This window comes from Methylomarinovum caldicuralii, from assembly GCF_033126985.1.
Classification (GTDB): Bacteria; Pseudomonadota; Gammaproteobacteria; order Methylococcales; family Methylothermaceae; genus Methylohalobius; species Methylohalobius caldicuralii.
The window spans coordinates 272,999-290,090 of sequence record NZ_AP024714.1 but is presented as its reverse complement, the minus strand read 5'-3'; the positions used below and the strand labels follow the sequence as shown (position 1 = coordinate 290,090).

General features: G+C 68.7%; 17 protein-coding genes. 14 read left to right on the top strand and 3 right to left on the bottom strand.

Annotated elements, in window-relative coordinates; translation table 11 throughout:
• Positions 1-6 precede the first annotated feature (6 nt).
• The 14 genes from murD (at position 7) to rplI (ending at position 13,494) form a co-directional block, all read left to right on the top strand.
• Positions 7-1,356 (top strand): UDP-N-acetylmuramoyl-L-alanine--D-glutamate ligase, encoded by a 1,350-nt coding sequence (gene murD / locus MCIT9_RS01520; protein ID WP_317705671.1) that lies wholly within the window; start codon positions 7-9, stop codon positions 1,354-1,356.
• Positions 1,338-2,501: a putative lipid II flippase FtsW gene (gene ftsW / locus MCIT9_RS01515; protein WP_317705670.1), complete on the top strand. Its 1,164-nt coding sequence runs from the start codon at positions 1,338-1,340 to the stop codon at positions 2,499-2,501. The genes murD and ftsW overlap by 19 nt, the downstream gene beginning before the upstream one ends.
• Positions 2,489-3,565 carry an undecaprenyldiphospho-muramoylpentapeptide beta-N-acetylglucosaminyltransferase gene (murG, locus tag MCIT9_RS01510; protein WP_317705669.1) on the top strand — a complete coding sequence of 359 codons (1,077 nt, stop codon included), beginning with the start codon at positions 2,489-2,491 and terminating at the stop codon, positions 3,563-3,565. The genes ftsW and murG overlap by 13 nt, the downstream gene beginning before the upstream one ends.
• 43 nt (positions 3,566-3,608) lie before the next feature.
• A complete protein-coding gene (gene murC, locus MCIT9_RS01505) occupies positions 3,609-4,988 on the top strand; it encodes a UDP-N-acetylmuramate--L-alanine ligase (protein ID WP_317706682.1) in 1,380 nt (459 codons plus the stop codon).
• Positions 4,985-5,890: a UDP-N-acetylmuramate dehydrogenase gene (murB, locus tag MCIT9_RS01500; RefSeq protein ID WP_317705668.1), complete on the top strand. Its 906-nt coding sequence runs from the start codon at positions 4,985-4,987 to the stop codon at positions 5,888-5,890. Before murC ends, murB begins: the two co-directional genes overlap by 4 nt.
• Entirely contained in the window at positions 5,887-6,810 is a 924-nt protein-coding gene (locus MCIT9_RS01495; RefSeq protein ID WP_317705667.1) for a D-alanine--D-alanine ligase, read from the top strand. The genes murB and MCIT9_RS01495 overlap by 4 nt, the downstream gene beginning before the upstream one ends.
• Before the next feature lie 55 nt (positions 6,811-6,865).
• Complete coding sequence (locus tag MCIT9_RS01490) at positions 6,866-7,516, top strand: cell division protein FtsQ/DivIB (RefSeq protein ID WP_317705666.1); 651 nt, start codon at positions 6,866-6,868, stop codon at positions 7,514-7,516.
• Positions 7,509-8,744 (top strand): cell division protein FtsA, encoded by a 1,236-nt coding sequence (gene ftsA / locus MCIT9_RS01485; RefSeq protein ID WP_317705665.1) that lies wholly within the window; start codon positions 7,509-7,511, stop codon positions 8,742-8,744. The genes MCIT9_RS01490 and ftsA overlap by 8 nt, the downstream gene beginning before the upstream one ends.
• A 48-nt stretch (positions 8,745-8,792) precedes the next feature.
• Entirely contained in the window at positions 8,793-9,962 is a 1,170-nt protein-coding gene (gene ftsZ, locus MCIT9_RS01480; protein WP_317705664.1) for a cell division protein FtsZ, read from the top strand.
• 50 nt (positions 9,963-10,012) lie between these two features.
• The gene (gene manA, locus MCIT9_RS01475; protein ID WP_317705663.1) at positions 10,013-11,248 is read left to right on the top strand and encodes a mannose-6-phosphate isomerase, class I; all 1,236 of its coding nucleotides are present in this window, start codon (positions 10,013-10,015) and stop codon (positions 11,246-11,248) included.
• 185 nt (positions 11,249-11,433) lie between these two features.
• The gene (rpsF, locus tag MCIT9_RS01470) at positions 11,434-11,850 is read left to right on the top strand and encodes a 30S ribosomal protein S6 (RefSeq protein WP_317705662.1); all 417 of its coding nucleotides are present in this window, start codon (positions 11,434-11,436) and stop codon (positions 11,848-11,850) included.
• A gap of 19 nt (positions 11,851-11,869) precedes the next feature.
• Entirely contained in the window at positions 11,870-12,097 is a 228-nt protein-coding gene (rpsR, locus tag MCIT9_RS01465; RefSeq protein ID WP_286293048.1) for a 30S ribosomal protein S18, read from the top strand.
• Positions 12,098-12,117: 20 nt separating this feature from the next.
• Positions 12,118-13,014 (top strand): hypothetical protein, encoded by an 897-nt coding sequence (locus MCIT9_RS01460; protein ID WP_317705661.1) that lies wholly within the window; start codon positions 12,118-12,120, stop codon positions 13,012-13,014.
• Between the two features lie 30 nt (positions 13,015-13,044).
• A complete protein-coding gene (gene rplI, locus MCIT9_RS01455; RefSeq protein WP_317705660.1) occupies positions 13,045-13,494 on the top strand; it encodes a 50S ribosomal protein L9 in 450 nt (149 codons plus the stop codon).
• A 166-nt stretch (positions 13,495-13,660) separates the two neighbouring features.
• Here the strand turns inward: rplI and MCIT9_RS01450 are convergent, their stop codons facing one another.
• The 3 genes from MCIT9_RS01450 to MCIT9_RS01440 are packed head-to-tail and all read right to left on the bottom strand — an operon-like array spanning position 13,661 to position 16,580.
• On the bottom strand, positions 13,661-14,998 hold the full coding sequence (locus tag MCIT9_RS01450; RefSeq protein ID WP_317705659.1) for an AMP-binding protein: 1,338 nt from the start codon (positions 14,996-14,998) through the stop codon (positions 13,661-13,663).
• A 2-nt stretch (positions 14,999-15,000) separates the two neighbouring features.
• Positions 15,001-15,342: an AMP-binding protein gene (locus tag MCIT9_RS01445; protein WP_317705658.1), complete on the bottom strand. Its 342-nt coding sequence runs from the start codon at positions 15,340-15,342 to the stop codon at positions 15,001-15,003.
• Positions 15,339-16,580, bottom strand: coding sequence for an alpha/beta hydrolase (locus MCIT9_RS01440; protein ID WP_317705657.1), 1,242 nt, complete (start codon positions 16,578-16,580; stop codon positions 15,339-15,341). Before MCIT9_RS01440 ends, MCIT9_RS01445 begins: the two co-directional genes overlap by 4 nt.
• Positions 16,581-17,092: the final 512 nt, after the last annotated feature.

Below are 17,092 nucleotides of genomic sequence, written 5' to 3'. Positions count from 1 at the left end.
GCCGTGATGACCGGACTGGATGCCTTGCTGGGAAACGAGCCGCGGGTGGCGGTGGTGGGCCTGGGCCGCACCGGCGTGTCGGTGCTGCGTTACCTGCATGCCCGCGGCATCGACTGTCTGGCGGCGGACACCCGCGACCGGCCGCCCGGGCTGGAAAGCGTGCGTCAGCTGCCCGGCGTCAGCGTGTTCACCGGCGGCCTTTCCGCCAGCATCCTGAGCTGGGCCACCCATCTGGTGGTCAGTCCCGGCGTGCCCCTGGACCGTCCCGAGATCCGCGCCACCCTGGAACGCGGCGTCGCCCTGGTGAGCGACGTCGATCTGTTCGCCGCGGCCGCCGGCGCCCCGGTGGTGGCGGTCACCGGCTCCAACGGCAAGAGCACGGTCACCACCCTGGTGGCGGAGATGGCCGCCGCTTCCGGTCTGCGGGTGCGGGCCGGCGGCAATCTGGGGGTGCCGGCGCTGGACCTGCTGGACGATGCGTGTCAGCTGTACGTGCTCGAGCTGTCGAGCTTCCAGCTGGAACGCAGCCGGTATCTGCGGCCGCTGGCGGGCGCGGTGCTCAACCTCAGTCCCGACCACCTGGACCACCACCGCAATTTCGCTGCCTACGCCGCCGCCAAGGGCCGCCTGCTGCGCTGGAGCCGGTGGCGGGTGGTCAACACTGACGACCGTCAGGTGATGCAGCTGGCCGGACGTCAGCCGCAGCGGCTGGTGCAGTTCAGCCTCGATGCCGGGGCCGACTGGCACCTTCAGACCCAGGGGGGGCAGACCTGGTTGGCCCGCCGCGGCGAACCGCTGCTGGCGGCGGCGGAGATTCCCCTGCGCGGGCGCCACAACCTGGCCAACGCCCTGGCGGCGCTGGCGCTGGCGGAAGCGGCGGGCCTCCCCGGGGAGGCCGCGTTGAGCGCCCTGCGCGGCTTTGCCGGCCTACCGCACCGGATGCAGACGGTAGCCGAAATCGACGGCGTGACCTGGATCAACGACTCCAAGGGCACCAACGTCGGCGCCACCGGGGCGGCCATCGCCGGTCTGGCGGGGCCGATCGTGCTGCTCGCCGGCGGCGACGGCAAGGGGGCGGATTTCACTCCGCTGCGCGCCGCGGCCGTCGGCAAGGTGAAGGCAGCCATCCTCTACGGCCGCGACCGCCAGCGCCTGGCGGAAGCCCTGGCGCCGGCGGTTCCGGTGACGCTGGTGGAGGACCTGGATCAGGCGGTGGCGGTGGCGCGGCGTCAGGCCTGCGCCGGCGACACGGTGCTGCTGTCGCCGGCCTGCGCCAGCTTCGACCAGTTCCGCGACTATCAGGACCGTGGCGACCACTTTACCGCGTTGGTGCAGCGATGGCAGTCGGCAGCGTAACCTTAAGCCCTCCCCGCGCCGCCCCCGCCTGCGACGGGCCGTTGCTGGCGCTCGGCGCGGCGCTGACCGGGCTGGGTCTGGTGATGATGACCTCGGCTTCGGTGCACCTGCACGGCGGGGGGCTGGATTTCGCCGTGCGCCAGGTGCTGCATCTGGGGCTGGGAGTGGCGCTGGCCTGGATGGTGTGGCGCTGCCCGCTGCGTTTCTGGCAGCGGACCGGGCCGCTGTGGCTGCTGCTCGGTCTGGCGGCGCTGGTGGCGGTGAAGCTGCCCGGAATCGGGGTCACGGTCAAGGGCAGCACCCGCTGGCTCGACGCGGGGGTTATGCGACTGCAGGTGTCGGCGCCGTTCAAGCTGGTGGCGATGATCTATCTGGCCGGTTATCTGGTGCGTCACGGCGAGGCGCTGCGGCGCGAGTCCCTGGCGCTGCTGCGCCCCCTGGTGCTGCTGGGGCTGGGGGTGGGGCTGCTGCTGTGGGAGCCGGATTTCGGCGCCGCCGCCGTGCTGCTGGCGGCCGCCGCCGCCCTGTTGTTTCTGGCCGGCGCGCGTCTGCTGCCGGTGCTGGGCCTGTTCGCCCTGCTGGGCGGCGGTGCGGCGCTGCTGGTGATCTTCGAGCCCTATCGCATGCGGCGGGTGATCGGTTTTCTCGATCCCTGGGCCCATGCGCGCGACGAGGGGTACCAGCTGGTGCAGGCGCTGGTCGCCTTCGGCCTGGGCGGGCCTTTCGGCGTCGGCCTGGGCAACAGCGTCCAAAAGATGTTCTATCTGCCCGAGGGGCACACCGATTTCATCCTCGCGGTGATCGGCGAGGAGCTGGGGTGGATCGGCGTGGCGGGGATCCTGCTCGCCTTCGCCGCATTGCTGTGGCGGATCTTCCGCACCGCCGAACTGGCCGCCCGCGCCGGCGAGGCCTTCGGCGCCTGGCTGGCCTATGGCATCGGGTTGCTGCTGGGACTGACGGCGCTCATCAACATGGGGGTCAACCTCGGCGTCCTGCCCACCAAGGGACTGCCTCTGCCGCTGGTCAGTTACGGCGGCAGCGCTCTGGTGTGCGACCTGGTGACCCTGGGGCTGGTGCAGCGGGTGTATGCCGAGGCGCGGGAAACGCTGGCGGCGACGCCGGGGAGGAAGCCGTGGCGCGGGTGATGATTCTCGCCGGCGGCACCGGCGGTCATGTGTTTCCGGCCCTGGCGGTGGCCGAGTGGCTGCGCGGCCACGGTCACGAGGTGGTGTGGATGGGCGGCGCGCGGGGGCTGGAGCAGCAGGTGGTGCACGCCGCCGGCTTTCCCCTGGACGCCATCACCGTCGGCGGGTTGCGGGGCAAGGGTGTGGGAAGACTGGTGACGGCGCCGGCGATGCTGCTGCGGGCCCTGTGGCAGGCCGGCCGGGTTCTGCGGCGCCGCCGTCCCCAGGTGGTGCTGGGAATGGGGGGATATGCCGCCGGCCCCGGTGGGGTGATGGCCCGGCTGCAGGGAATCCCGCTGGTGATCCACGAACAGAACCGCGTCCCCGGCACCACCAACCGCTGGCTGGCGCCGTGGGCGAAGCGGGTGCTGGAGGGCTTTCCCGGCACTTTCGCCGACAGCCTCAAACCCTGCTGGACCGGAAATCCCTTGCGCTGTGAGATCGCCGCCCTGGGCCCGAAGCCGGATCACGACGGCCCGCCTCGGCTGCTGGTGGTCGGCGGCAGCCTGGGGGCGCAGATCCTCAACGAGGTGGTCCCCCAGGCGCTGGCCCAGATGGGTTCACCGCTGCAGGTGTGGCACCAGTGCGGCCGGGGGAACGCAGCGGCGGTCGAGGCCGCCTACCGCCGGGCCGGCGTCGCAGCCAGGGTGAGCGAATTCATCGACAACATGGCGGCGGCGTGGCGGTGGGCGGATCTGGCGGTCTGCCGCGCCGGGGCGATGACCGTCAGCGAGCTGGCGGCCGCCGGGGTGGCGGGGGTGCTGGTGCCCTACCCCCACGCCATCGACGACCATCAGGCCCGCAACGCCGAATATCTGGTGCAGCGCGGGGCGGCGCGGCTGTTGCCCCAGGACCGGCTCACCCCGGCCCGTCTGGCGCAGACCCTTGCCGAGCTGGCGGCCGCGCCGCAGAGGCTGCGGGAGATGGGCGCCGCCGCCCGCCGCGCCGCCCGTCTGGACGCCACCGAAACCGTGGCCCGAATTTGTCTGGGAGAGATCGATGGTACCCAAAATCCAAGTGCCTGAGGCCCGGCCATTGGCGGCCGGCAATGAAGCGGTGCGGCAGCGCATGGCGGCCATCGGCCGCATCCATTTCATCGGCATCGGCGGGGTCGGCATGAGCGGCATCGCCGAAGTGCTGGCCAATCTCGGCTACCGGGTGTCCGGCTCCGATGCCCGCGACAGCCTGGTGCTGCAGCGCCTGCGCAGCCTTGGGATCACAGTGAAGGTAGGGCACGACGCCGCCCACGTCGTCGGCGCCGACGTGGTGGTGGTATCGAGCGCGGTGGATCCGGCCAATCCCGAATGGGCGGAGGCCCGCCGCCGCCGGATTCCGGTGATCTCGCGGGCGGAAATGCTCGCCGAGCTGATGCGCTTCCGCTTCGGTATCGCCATCGCCGGCACCCACGGCAAGACAACCACCACCAGCCTGGTGGCCAGCATCCTGGCCGAGGGCGGGCTGGATCCCACCTTCGTCATCGGCGGCCGTCTCAACAGCGCCGGCAGCAACGCCGGGCTCGGCGCCAGCCCCTACCTGGTGGCGGAGGCCGACGAGAGCGACGCTTCCTTCCTCCATCTGGCGCCGATCATGGCGGTGGTGACCAACGTCGACCGCGACCACATGGGCACCTACGGGGGCGACTGGCGGCAGCTGCAGGACACCTTCGTGGCATTCCTCCACCAGCTGCCGTTCTACGGCCTGGCGGTGATGTGTCTGGACGATCCCGGGGTGGCGGAGATCCTGCCGCGGATCCACAAGCCGGTGTTGACCTACGGCTGCCATCCCCAGGCCGACCTGCACGCCCGCCGGATCGAGCCGTCGGGGCTGAAGACCCGCTTCGTGGTCAAGGGCCGGGGACTGGCGCGGCCATTGCCGGTGGAACTCAACCTGCCCGGCCGTCACAACCTGCTCAACGCCCTGGCCGCCATCGCCATCGCCCTGGAACTGGGGGTCGGTACCGCGGCGATCCAGAAAGCCCTGGCGGGGTTTGCCGGCATCGGCCGGCGCTTCCAGGTGGCCCATCTGCCCTGGAAAGGCGGGGAGATCGTGCTGGTGGACGATTACGGCCATCACCCGAGGGAACTGGAGGCGACCCTGGCGGCCGCCCGCCAGGCGTGGCCGCAGCGGCGCCAGGTTCTGGTGTTCCAGCCCCACCGCTACAGCCGCACCGCGGAGCTGTTCGACGATTTCGTCCGCGTGCTCGCCGATGTGGACGAACTGCTGCTGCTGCCGGTCTATGGGGCGGGCGAGGCGCCCCGTCCCGGCGCCGACAGCGAGGCGCTGGCGCAGGCCCTGCGGGAGGCCGGGAAGGCGGTCATCGAGGTGGCGGACCTGGCGGAGGTCCCGGCGGTTCTCGAGTCCCGGCTGCAGGCCGGGGACGTGGTCCTGACCCTGGGGGCGGGAAGCATCGGCCGTCTGGCGCCCCGGTTGCAGGAGATCTGGTCATGAACGCGGTCGCCCGGGCTGCCCTTTCCGAACTGCGGGGAACCCTGGAATACCGGGTGCCGCTCGCGTCCTTCACCACCTGGCGGGTGGGCGGGCCGGCGGAACGCCTGTTCAAGCCGGCGGACCGTGACGATCTGATCCGCTTTCTGCGCCGGCTGCCCCCGGACGAGCCCCTGACCTGGCTGGGCCTGGGAAGCAACGTGCTGGTGCGCGACGGCGGCGTGCCGGGGACGGTGATCATTGCCGCCAAACGGCTGGGCGACATGCGTCTGGAGGCCGACGGGCGGGTGTACGTGGAGGCGGGGGTGCCCTGCGCCCACGTGGCCCGCTTCTGCAGCCTGCACGGTCTGGGGGGGACCGAATTCCTCGCCGGCATTCCGGGCACCTTCGGGGGCGCCCTGGCGATGAACGCCGGCGCCTTCGGCGGTGAGACCTGGGTGTGGGTGGACGAGGTGGAGACGCTCGACCGCCGCGGCCGGGTCCAGCGCCGCAGCCCCCGGGAATACCGGGTCGGTTACCGCCGGGTCGAGGGGCCGCCGGGGGAATGGTTCCTGGGTGCCTGGCTGAAGCTGCAACGCGGCGACATCGGCACGGGCCAGCGCCGCATCCGCGAGCTGCTGGCGCGCCGCAACCGCACCCAGCCGACCCGCTGGCCCAATTGCGGCTCGGTGTTCAAGAACCCGCCCGGAGAGCACGCGGCCCGTCTGATCGAAGCCTGCGGCCTAAAGGGACGGCAGATCGGCGGCGCCAGGATCTCGCAGCAGCACGCCAACTTCATCATCAACACCGGTACCGCCACCGCTGCCGACATCGAGAACCTGATCGAGCTGGCCCGGGCCGAGGTCGAGGCGCGTTTCGGTATCGTCCTGGAACTGGAAGTGCGCATCATCGGAGTCGCTCCATGAAGATCGACGATCCCCGGCAATTCGGCAAAGTGGCGGTGGCCATGGGCGGCACCAGCGCCGAGCGGGAGATTTCTCTCACCGGCGGCCGGGCGGTGACCGCCGCCCTGCAGCGTCAGGGGGTGGACGCCGTCGCGGTGGACATCGGTGACCGGCCGCTGGCGGCCCTGGGCGGCAAGGGCTTCGACCGGGTCTTCAACCTTGTCCACGGCCGCGGCGGCGAGGACGGTGTGCTGCAGGGACTGCTGGAGGCGCTGGGATTGCCCTATACCGGCAGCGGTGTGCTGGGATCGGCCCTGAGCATGGACAAGCTGGCCACCAAGCTGTGCTGGCGCGGGGCCGGGCTGCCGACACCGGACTGGGTAGTGCTCCGGGAGGCGGGCGATCTGGCGGCGTGCTCCGGGCGGCTGGGTTTCCCGCTGATCGTCAAGCCGATTCTGGAAGGCTCCAGCATCGGAATGAGCAAGGTGGAGATGGCGGCGGAACTGCAGGACGCCTGGGAAGCAGCCCGGGACTATGGTCCGGTGATGGCCGAAGCCTGGATCGACGGTGAGGAATACACCGCGGCGATGCTGCAGGGCGAAATGCTGCCCCTGATCCGTCTGGAAACGCCGCGGGCCTTCTACGACTTCGAGGCCAAGTACCGGGCCGACGACACCCGCTATCTGTGTCCCTGCGGTCTGCCGGCGGCCGAGGAGCGGGCGCTGCAGCAGCTGGCCGCCCGGGCCTGCGAGGTGCTGCGGGTGAGCGGCTGGGGCCGGGTGGACCTGTTCCGCGACCGTCAGGGGCGGCCGTGGCTGATCGAGGTCAACACCGTGCCGGGAATGACCGACCACAGCCTGGTGCCGATGGCGGCGCGGGCGGCCGGTCTGGATTTCGAGCGTTTGGTATGGCGTATCCTGGAAACCAGTGTCGCGCGCTAAAACGGTCCTGTGGGGACTGCTGTTGATCGGTATGATAGGAGGCATGGTGGAGCGAATGCGGGAAACGGACAGGGTGCCGGCCCAAGTGCGGATCGTCGGGCCGCTGCGCCACGTCCGCATGGCGGCGCTGAAAAGGGTCGTCATCCCGCACCTGCACGGCTACTGGGAGACGGATCTGACCGCTTTAGCCGCCGCCGTGCGCCACCTCCCGTGGGTGGCGGCGGTGCGGGCCGAGCGGATCTGGCCCCGGACCTTTCAGCTCGATCTCAAGGAGCAGCGTCCGGTGGTGCGCTGGGGGGAAACCTCCCTGCTCAATGCCCGGGGGGAGAAGTTCACCCCGGCCGACGACGTCCACGAGTACGCCGGTCTCCCCCAGCTGAGCGGTCCGGAAGGCTATGAATTTCGCCTGCTGACCGCCTACCGGCGCATGGCGGCGGCGCTTTCGCCGCTGGGCTGGCACATCGCCCGCCTGCAGGTGGATGCGCGCCGCAGCTGGCGCCTGGAAACCCGCGAGGGGATGACCCTGGTGCTCGGCCGGATGCGTCCCGAGGCTGCCTTCGAAGGGGTGGCGCGGGCGCTGGGGCAGCTGACGGCGGATGTCCGCCGCCGCATCGACTACGTGGACGCCCGTTACCACCACGGCTTCGCGCTGCGTCTGCGCGAGCCTGCCACCGAAGTGAAACACACGCAAGCGCAGCATGGCTAAACGCAAAGACCAGAACATCCTCGTCGGCCTCGACATCGGCACCTCCAAGGTGGCCGCCATCGTCGGCGAATACAATCCCGAAGCGGACGAGATCGAGATCGTCGGCATCGGCACCCATCCCTCCACCGGTCTCAAGAAGGGCGTGGTGGTCAACCTCGAAGCCACGGTCCAGGCGATCCAGCGGGCGGTGGAGGAAGCCGAACTGATGGCCGGCTTCCAGATCCATGCGGTCTCCGTCGGCATCGCCGGCAGCCACATCCGCAGTCTCAATTCCCACGGTATCGTCGCCATCAAGGACAAGGAGGTTACAGCGGCCGATGTGGAGCGGGTGCTCGATTCCGCCAAGGCGGTGGCGATTCCCGCGGACCAGAAGCTGCTCCACGTCCTGTCCCAGGAATACATCATCGACAGCCAGACAGGCATCAAGGAGCCGGTGGGCATGGCCGGCATCCGCCTGGAAGCCAAGGTCCACATCGTCACCGGAGCGGTGAGCGCGGCCCAGAACATCGTCAAATGCGTGCGCCGCTGCGGTCTGGAAGTGGAGGACCTCATCCTCGAGCAGCTGGCCTCGGCCCATGCGGTGCTGAGCGAGGACGAGCGCCACCTCGGCGTGTGCCTGGTGGACATCGGCGGCGGCACCACCGACATCGCCATCTACACCGACGGCGCCATCCGCCACACCGCGGTGATTCCCATCGCCGGTGACCAGATTACCAACGATATCGCCGTCGCCCTGCGCACCCCCACCCACCACGCCGAACGCATCAAGATCGAACACGCCTGCGCTCTGACTCAGTTGGCGGACATCGACGATATGATCGAGGTGCCCAGCATCGGCGACCGCCCGCTGCGGCGGATCTCGCGCCACAACCTGGCCGAGATTGTCGAGCCCCGCTGCGAGGAGCTGCTGATGCTGATCCAGGCCGAACTGCGCCGCAGCGGCTTCGAGGATCTGATTCCCGGCGGGGTGGTGCTCACGGGCGGCAGCGCCAAGCTGACAGGCCTGGTGGAGCTGGCGGAGGAGATCTTCCACATGCCGGTGCGGCTGGGAATGCCGCGCCATGTGACCGGGCTCACCGACGTGATCCGCAATCCCGCCTATGCCACCGGCGTGGGGCTGCTGCTGTTCGGCCGCCGGCACCAGCGGCTGCCGGGATTGGCCGACGAGGTTTCCGGCCTGCGGGCGCTGTGGCGGCGGATGGGCAGCTGGTTTCAAGGGAATTTTTGACAGGTTTTGAGATGGTTTCGAAAAACACGAGCGTGGAGGAGCAATACCATGAAATTTGAAATGGTGGACGATTACGGGCAGAACGCCGTCATCAAGGTGATCGGCATCGGCGGCGGCGGCAGCAACGCGGTGGACCACATGGTCAACAGCAACATCGAGGGGGTCGAGTTCATCTGCGCCAACACCGACGCCCAGGCCCTGCGCAAGTCGGCGGCCAAGCACGTGCTGCAGATCGGCGCCGAGCTGACCAAGGGACTGGGAGCCGGAGCCAACCCGGAGGTGGGCAAGCAGGCGGCGATGGACGACCGCGACCGCATTCAGGAGATGATCCAGGGGGCCGACATGGTGTTCCTGACCGCCGGTATGGGCGGCGGTACCGGCACCGGCGCGGCGCCGGTGTTCGCCGAGATCGCCAAGGACATGGGCGTGCTGACGGTGGCGGTGGTGACCAAGCCGTTCCCCTTCGAGGGCAACAAGCGCCGCGCCATCGCCGAGCAGGGCATTGAGGAACTGAGCCGCTACGTCGATTCCCTCATCACCATCCCCAACGAGAAGCTGCTGCCGGTGCTCGGCAGCCAGGCGTCACTGCTGCAGGCCTTCGCCGCCGCCAACGACGTCCTGCTGGGGGCGGTGCAGGGGATCGCCGAGCTCATCACCCGTCCCGGCCTTATCAACGTGGACTTCGCCGACGTGCGCACCGTGATGTCGGAGATGGGCATGGCGATGATGGGCACCGGCAGCGCCAGCGGCGAGGAGCGGGCCCGCAAGGCGGCCGAAAGCGCCATCGCCAGCCCCCTGCTGGAGGACATCAACCTCCAGGGCGCCAAGGGCATCCTGGTCAACATCACCGGCGGTCTGGACCTGTCCATCGGCGAGTTCGACGTCGTCGGCAATACGGTCAAGGAGTTCGCCTCCGAGGATGCGGTGGTGGTCGTCGGTACCGTCATCGATCCGGAGCTGCAGGACGAGATCCGCGTCACCGTGGTGGCCACCGGTCTGGAAGGCGGCCGCAGCGCGGCGGCCGAACCGCCGGTGCGGCTGGTGGAAAAGAAGGCCGATGGCGAGGTCGATTACGAGGAGCTCGACCGCCCGGCGGTGATCCGGCGCCAGCCGGAACGGGTGCGCAAGCTCAACGTGCCGAGCGGCACGCCGGCCGCCCAGGAGGACGATCTCGACTACCTCGACATTCCCGCCTTCCTGCGCCGGCAGGCGGACTGACGGCATACGGAGGCCCCGGCCGGGGCCTCCCGCACTGGAGCTGGAGCGCTATGATGCAGGACCGAATCGAGCGGGCGATCGCCGCTTTCTGCCGTGATCCGGCCCCGTTGCCCCTGTTCTGCGGGGTGCAGCATTACGCCTGGGGGGATCCCGACTACATCCCCCGGCTGCTGGGAATCCCCAATCCCGAACGCAAACCCTTCGCCGAACTGTGGATCGGCGCCCATCCCGATCTGCCGGCCCAGGCAGTGATCGATGGCGTCAAGGTGCCGCTGGACCGGCTGCTGGCCGCCGCGCCGACGCAGTTGCTGGGGGAGCTGGCCGACAAGTATCACGGCCAGCTGCCCTTTCTGCTCAAGATCCTGGCGGCGGCCCGGCCGTTGTCGATCCAGGTGCATCCCAATAAGCGGCAGGCGGAAGCTGGCTACGCGCGGGAGGAGGCGCAGGGTATCCCGCTGGATTCGCCCCGGCGCAATTACCGCGACCGCAATCACAAGCCGGAACTGCTGAGCGCCCTGACGCCCTTCTATGCCCTCAAGGGCTTCCGCCCTGAGGCGGAGATCGAGGCGGAACTGGCACGTATTCCCGAATGGGCGGGACTGCTGCGCCAGCTGCGGGAATGCGGCCTGAAACGCTTCTACGAGGCGCTGATGACCTTGCCCCAGGCCGAAGTGGACGCCCTGCTCGGGCCGGTGCTGCAGCGACTGCGGGGGGAAGGCCCGTGGTCGAAAGAACAGCGGGAATTCTGGTTTCTGTGGGCCGATGAACTTTACTCCCAGGCGGGCCGCCACGACCGGGGGCTGTTTTCCATCTTCCTGCTCAACTTTCTCCGTCTGCGGCCGGGGGAGGCGATCTTTCAGGCCGCCGGCGAACTCCACGCCTATCTGCAGGGGGTGGGGGTGGAGGTCATGGCCAACTCCAACAATGTCCTGCGCGGTGGCCTGACCCCCAAGCACGTGGATGTGCCGGCGCTGCTGGAGATCGTCAGGTTCGAGGGACGGCCGGCGGAAATCCTGCGGCCGGTGTCGCACGGCGTGGAGGCCGTCTATGAAGCCCCGGTGGACGAGTTTCGCCTCAGCCGTATCGAACTGGCCGGCGGGGACGTTTTCGACGCCTCGGGGGCTTTGCGCCTCGGCATCGTGCTCGAGGGCCGGTGCCGAATCGCCTGGCGCCGGGGACAGATTCCGTTGCGCCGCGGCCAGTCCTATCTCATTCCCCACGGGGTTTCGTGCCGTTTCGAGGCCGTCGAGCCCGTGACCATCTACCAGGGAGCGTGCCGGCGCTGAATCGCCTGGCGCCCGTCAATTTGCGCCTTCTCAGCCTCCTCCGGCAAGGTGGACGATGGGGCATCCGACCATTGTTTCCCTGCCCTTGAGCGGCTACAATTAGCCGTTTATCACGGCGAATGTTCCCATTCGCTCCTTGCTTTACTACATCGGGTAGAAAGCTTTTCAAACCGTAAGGAGCCATTATGCGACACTACGAAATCGTGTTCCTGGTCCATCCGGACCAGAGTCCGCAGGTGCCCGCCATGCTCGAGCGCTACCGCGCCATGATCGAGGACAAGGGCGGCAAGATCCACCGGCTGGAGGACTGGGGCCGGCGCCAGTTGGCCTATTCGATCCAGAAGCTGCACAAGGCCCATTACATCCTGATGAACATCGAGTGCGATCAGGAAACCATCGCCGAGCTGCAGAGTCATTTCCGCTTCAACGACGCCATCCTGCGCGAGCTGATCATCCAGCGCGACGAGGCGGTCACCGAACCGTCGCCGATGGCGAAGGCCAAGGAAGCCGAGGCGGCCGAGCGCCGGCCCGAGCCCAAGCCGGCCCCGGCTGAAGAGAAGCCGGCCGAGGCAGAAGCCGCGGCCCAGTCCAGCGAATCCTGAATCGAACACGAGGTAAACCATGGCACGTTTCATCCGCCGCCGTAAGTACTGCCGCTTCACCGCGGAGGGAGTCAAGGAGATTGACTACAAGGATCTCGACACCCTGAAGGAATACATCACCGAAACCGGCAAGATCGTCCCCAGCCGTATCACCGGCACCAGCGCCAAGTATCAGAGGCAGCTCGCCAAGGCCATAAAAAGGGCCCGCTATCTGGCGCTGCTGCCGTATTGTGACGCCCACAAGTAAGCCAACCTGCGGCAGCGTCGATGCGCTTTCTCGCCAGCTTCATCATGCAGGGCCGGATGCAGGCCATCGCGGTGGCCGCAACCGCCCTGATGCTGTCGCTGCTGTTTCCGCCCCTGAGCCTGCTGGCGGCGGCGGTGGTGGCGCTGGTGACCTTGCGTCTGGGCTGGCGCGAAGGGCTCAACACCCTGCTGGCGGCGAGTCTGGCCGCAGGGCTTTTGGGGGCCATCGTGCTGGGGAATTTCGTCCTTCCCGCCGCCTACGGCCTGCTGCTGTGGCTGCCGGTGTGGGGGACGGCCCTGTTTCTGCGCCTGAGCCGCGACCTGGGGCTGACGCTGGCCCTGCTGACGGTGATCGGCATGGCCGGGGTGATTCTGGTGTACGCCGTCATGAACGATCCGGCGGATTTCTGGTATCAGCGCCTCCAGGCCGTGTTCGGACCGGTCTGGCGCCAGGCCGGCGCCGATACCGCCCTGTGGCAGCCGCAGCTGGTGACCATGGCCCGTTACATGACCGGCATCATGGCGGCCGGGATGGTTTCCAGCCTGGCGTTGAGTCTGATCTGGGGACGCTGGTGGCAGGCGCTGCTCTACAATCCCGGTGGTTTCCGCCAAGAGTTCCTGGCGCTGCGCCTGCGCCCCTCCCTGGCCTGGTTTACGTTCGCCCTGGTGGGTGCTGGGGACTTTTGCCGACGGCAAGCTGCACGAGGTGCTGGTGAACGTAGGGATCGTGCTTTTCGTCCTCTACGTGTTCGCCGGCGTTGCCGTCCTGCACGCCATCCTCGCCGCCCGCGGCATGCGCGGCTGGCTCTATGGCCTTTACATCCTGATGGCGCTGGTGCCCCACGTTTTCCTGCCGCTGGCGCTGGTGGGCCTGAGCGATGCCTGGTTCGACTGGCGCGGCCGTTTTTTGCCGGCTGAATAATTCATTGACTTCGAGGTACAAGACCCATGGAAGTGATTCTGCTTGAAAAAATCGCCAATCTGGGCGATCTGGGCGACCGGGTTGACGTCAAACCCGGTTATGCCCGCAACTATCTGATTCCCCAGGGCAAGGCCGTACGGGCCACGCCCGAGCGCATCGCCGAGTTCGAGCAGCGCCGGGCGGAACTGGAACGCAAGGCCGCCGAGGCGTTGCAGGCGGCCCGGGAGCGGGCCGAGAAACTGGCCGAGCTGGAGGTGGTCATCACCCAGAAGGCAGGTCCGGAAGGCAAGCTCTACGGTTCCATCGGCACCCAGAATCTGGCCGAGGCCATCACCGCCGCCGGGGTGCCGGTATCGCGTCAGGAAGTGCTGCTGCCGGAAGGGCCGCTGCGCCAGACCGGCGAATACGAGGTGGAGCTGCGGCTCCATCCGGACGTGACCGCCACCGTCAAGGTGGTGGTGCAGCCGGAAGCCTGAGCCTCCCCGGTATCCGGAAGCGAAAAGGCGGATCGCAAGATCCGCCTTTTTGGTACAGAAAATGCGGTCACAGTCTCTGACCGCCTTCAAATCCACCTTGTCACGATGGCTGCAACACGTCTGGTTTCAATTATAGGCACTTTGCCGGCCGTGGTTTTGACGTGGATCAAATTCGGGCGCGTGCCGCCTCCCGCAGCTGGCGGCGCAGCACTTTGCCGATGGCGGATTTGGGCAGCTCATCCAGGAACACGATCCGCCGGGGGCGTTTGTAGGCGGTCAGGCGCTCGCGGCACCACGCCCGCAGTGCCGACTCGTCGAGATCCGGGTCCTGGCGGACCACGAACAGCATGACCGCCTCGCCGGTATCGGGATCGGGCACGCCCACGGCGGCACATTCGCGCACCCCGGGGTGCTGTGAGACCACCGCCTCGATCTCGCTGGGGTAGACGTTGAAGCCGGACACCAGGATCATGTCCTTCTTGCGGTCGACGATGTAGAAGAAGCCGTCGGCGTCCATGCGGGCGATGTCGCCGGTGCGCAGCCAGCCGTCGGCGGTGAAAGTGGCGGCGGTTTCCTCCGGGCGGTTCCAGTAACCCTGCATCACCTGCGGCCCGCGCACACACAGCTCGCCCGCCTCCCCGGGCGGGGCGTCTTCGCCGTCGCGGCGCAGCCGGCAGTCGGTGCCGGGAAGCGGCAGCCCGATGCTGCCGTTGTAGCGTTCCAGATCGAGCGGATTGAGGGTGACCACCGGGGATGCCTCGGTGAGCCCGTAGCCTTCTATGACCGGACAGCCGGTCACCGCCTGCCAGCGCTCGGCCACCGTCGGGTGCATGGGCATGCCGCCGGCCACGGTCAGACCCAGGTGGGAGAAGTCCAGCCGCGCGAAGCCGGGGGCCCGCAGCAGATGGTCGAACAGGGTGTTGACCCCGGTGATGGCGGTGAAACGGGAGCGCCGCAGTACCCGGACCAGATCGCGCAGGTTGCGGGGATCGGGAACCAGCTGGTTGTGGCTGCCGATGCTCAGCCCCACCCACAGGTTGGCGGTGAGGGCGAAGATGTGGGACAGGGGTAGGGCGGTGACCAGCCGTTCCCGCCCCGGACGCAGCGGCCGGCGCCAGCCGCTGCAGGTGAGCCACAGCCGTACCTGCTCGACGTTGGCGAGCAGGTTGGCGTGGCTGAGCACGGCACCCTTGGGCGTGCCGGTGGTGCCGCCGGTGTACTGCAGGAAGGCCGGGTCTGCCGGTGACAGGGGGACCGGTACGGGATCGGTGCGGGTCTGGAGCAGTTCGTGGAAGGCGAGCGCCTGTTGCGGCCAGCGGGGCCAGCTGCGGCCGCGCCAGCGGGCCAGCCAGTCGGCCGCCGGGCGCTTCCAGGCTTCGAGCAGGTCTCCGGCCCGGACCACGATCTGCCGTCGGGGACGGTATGCGGCAGGCACTTTTGCCAGTTTGGGAAGGAGCTGCTCGAGGATGACGAGGGCGTCCGGCCGCGCGTCTTCCAGTTCCACCGTCAGCTCCCGGGGGGGGTGAACAGCGGGTTGAGGTTGACCACCACCAGCCCGGCCCGCAGGGTGCCTGTCAGGGCCACCGGGTAGCTGAGGAAATTGGGCAGCATGATCGCCAGGCGCTGGCCTTTTTCCAGTCCCAGCTGCTGGAGGGCGGCGGCGAAACGGCGGGACAGGTCGTGCCAGCGGCGGTAGCTCAGAGCGGTGCCGAAGTTTTCCAGGGCCGGCCGGTCAGCGAAATGGCGGCAGCAGCGGTCGAACAGGGCGATCAGGGAGGGGTCGCGCCGGGGCGGCAGTTCGGCGGGCAGGCCGGGCGGGTAGTGGGCGAACCAGGGACGGTCGGTCATGGCGGCACTGCGTAAAGGTCGAGGAAATGGAGGATGGTGTCGTGGCTCCGCAGGGTATTGCGGAACACGATGTCGTGGCGGCGGGAAGGCACCAGGGCCAGGAATTTGGTCTGGCTTTTCAGGTGGGCGAGCAGGCGGCGGGCGCTGTCTGGGTCGACCACCGGGTCGCGGTTGCCCTGCAGCAGCAGGACCGGGCAATGGACCGTCGCCGCCGCCTCAGGGGTTTCCTCCATGAGCTGGTGCAGCTCGTGCAGCGCCCGCAGGGGAACCTGGGTGTAGTTGGTTTCCGGGTGTCCCGAAGGGTTGTGGACGAATTCCGACACACCGCCGTCGCTCATCCACTGGATCAGGCGGTTGGCCTGATAGACCAGGGGGATCCAGCGCAGCGTCCGCTGGCGGAAGCGCAGGGGCGCGGAAACGGCGACCACGGCCATGAGTCGGTCCGGCTGGATGGCGGCCAGCTGCAGCGCCAGCAGCGCCCCGGTGGCAAAGCCTACGATGGCGGTCTGGGGGCAGAGGTCGGCGAGGATGCGGTGACCGCGGCGGACCGATGCCAGCCAGTCCCCGCGGCTGCGTTCGCGCAGATCGCAGGGGGAGGTGCCGTGTCCCTTCAGGCGCACCCCCAGGACCGTGTAGCCCGCCCGGGCGAGATTTTCCCCCAACGGGCGCATCACCGCTGGGGAGGCCAGCAAGCCGTGAACCAGGAGGACGCCGCAGTCGTTGCGGTGGGGTGGGTCGAGCAGGAACGGCCGGCCTTCCCGCTTGGGGCCCTCGCGGCGGTTGATCTCGGCAAAGCACCGGGCCTGGTAGAAACGCCGGTCCCAATGCCAGGACTGCACCTCGTCGTCGAAACGCCAGCGGGCCAGGGCGGCCGGCCCCGCCTGCCCGGCTTCGTCGATGGCGGCCGTCACCGCCCGGCGCACGGCATGCACCGGCGCGGCCTCGTTGGCATAGACGGTGATCGGGTTCTCCAGGCGGATGCTGTCGAGGCCGAATTCCTGTCCCAGCTTGGGAAGGAAATGCAGCCGCCCCCCTACCGGTTCGATGAGGCCGGCAGCGGCGGCGGTGCAGAGAAACTGCTCCAGGGGCGGGGGGCACAGCGTCCGGCAGTGACTGGTAATTTTCCGGATTGGCCAGGCTGCGGTGCAGGTGAACCTGCGGCTGGCGCTGCAGGTGCTTGATCGCCAGATACAGGATGCGGCGGAAGCGGGAGCGGTCGATGGCGTCGTGACCGGCATGGAACCAGTGTTGAATCAGGGTGGCGGCCAAGTGGCACAGGTTGACGCTGACCGCCTGGTACATCGCCGCCATGTAGCAGTCGCGGATGGTTTCGGCGTGGCGGCGGAGACGCCAGGCCAGCCAGCGCTGCAGCGGCGAGGGGCTTTGGTGCCAGCGATAGATCGTGTCCAGGTCCGTGGTCCGGGGCGCCAGGGCGAGTTCCCAGGGGCGCCAGAATTGGCGCACCGAAATCGGCGCTGCCAGCTGCACGTCCATGTCGGTCTCCCGTAGCAGCAGGTTGCCTTCGATCAGCAGCTCCTCCAGATGGCGGCGTTTGAGGCCGGGGCGGAAACGCCGGGCCACCTCCAGCAGCCAGTTGGGTTCCAGGCGCAAGGGGAAGAAGGTGATGTTGGCCGGCACGATCCGGGTCGGGGTGCGGCAGCGCTGCAGCAGGGTCTCGGTGTCCTCCAGCCCAAGCGCCCGGTACCAGCGCTGCAGCTGGGCATCGTCGCCGTCGGCGGCGGCCCGCAGG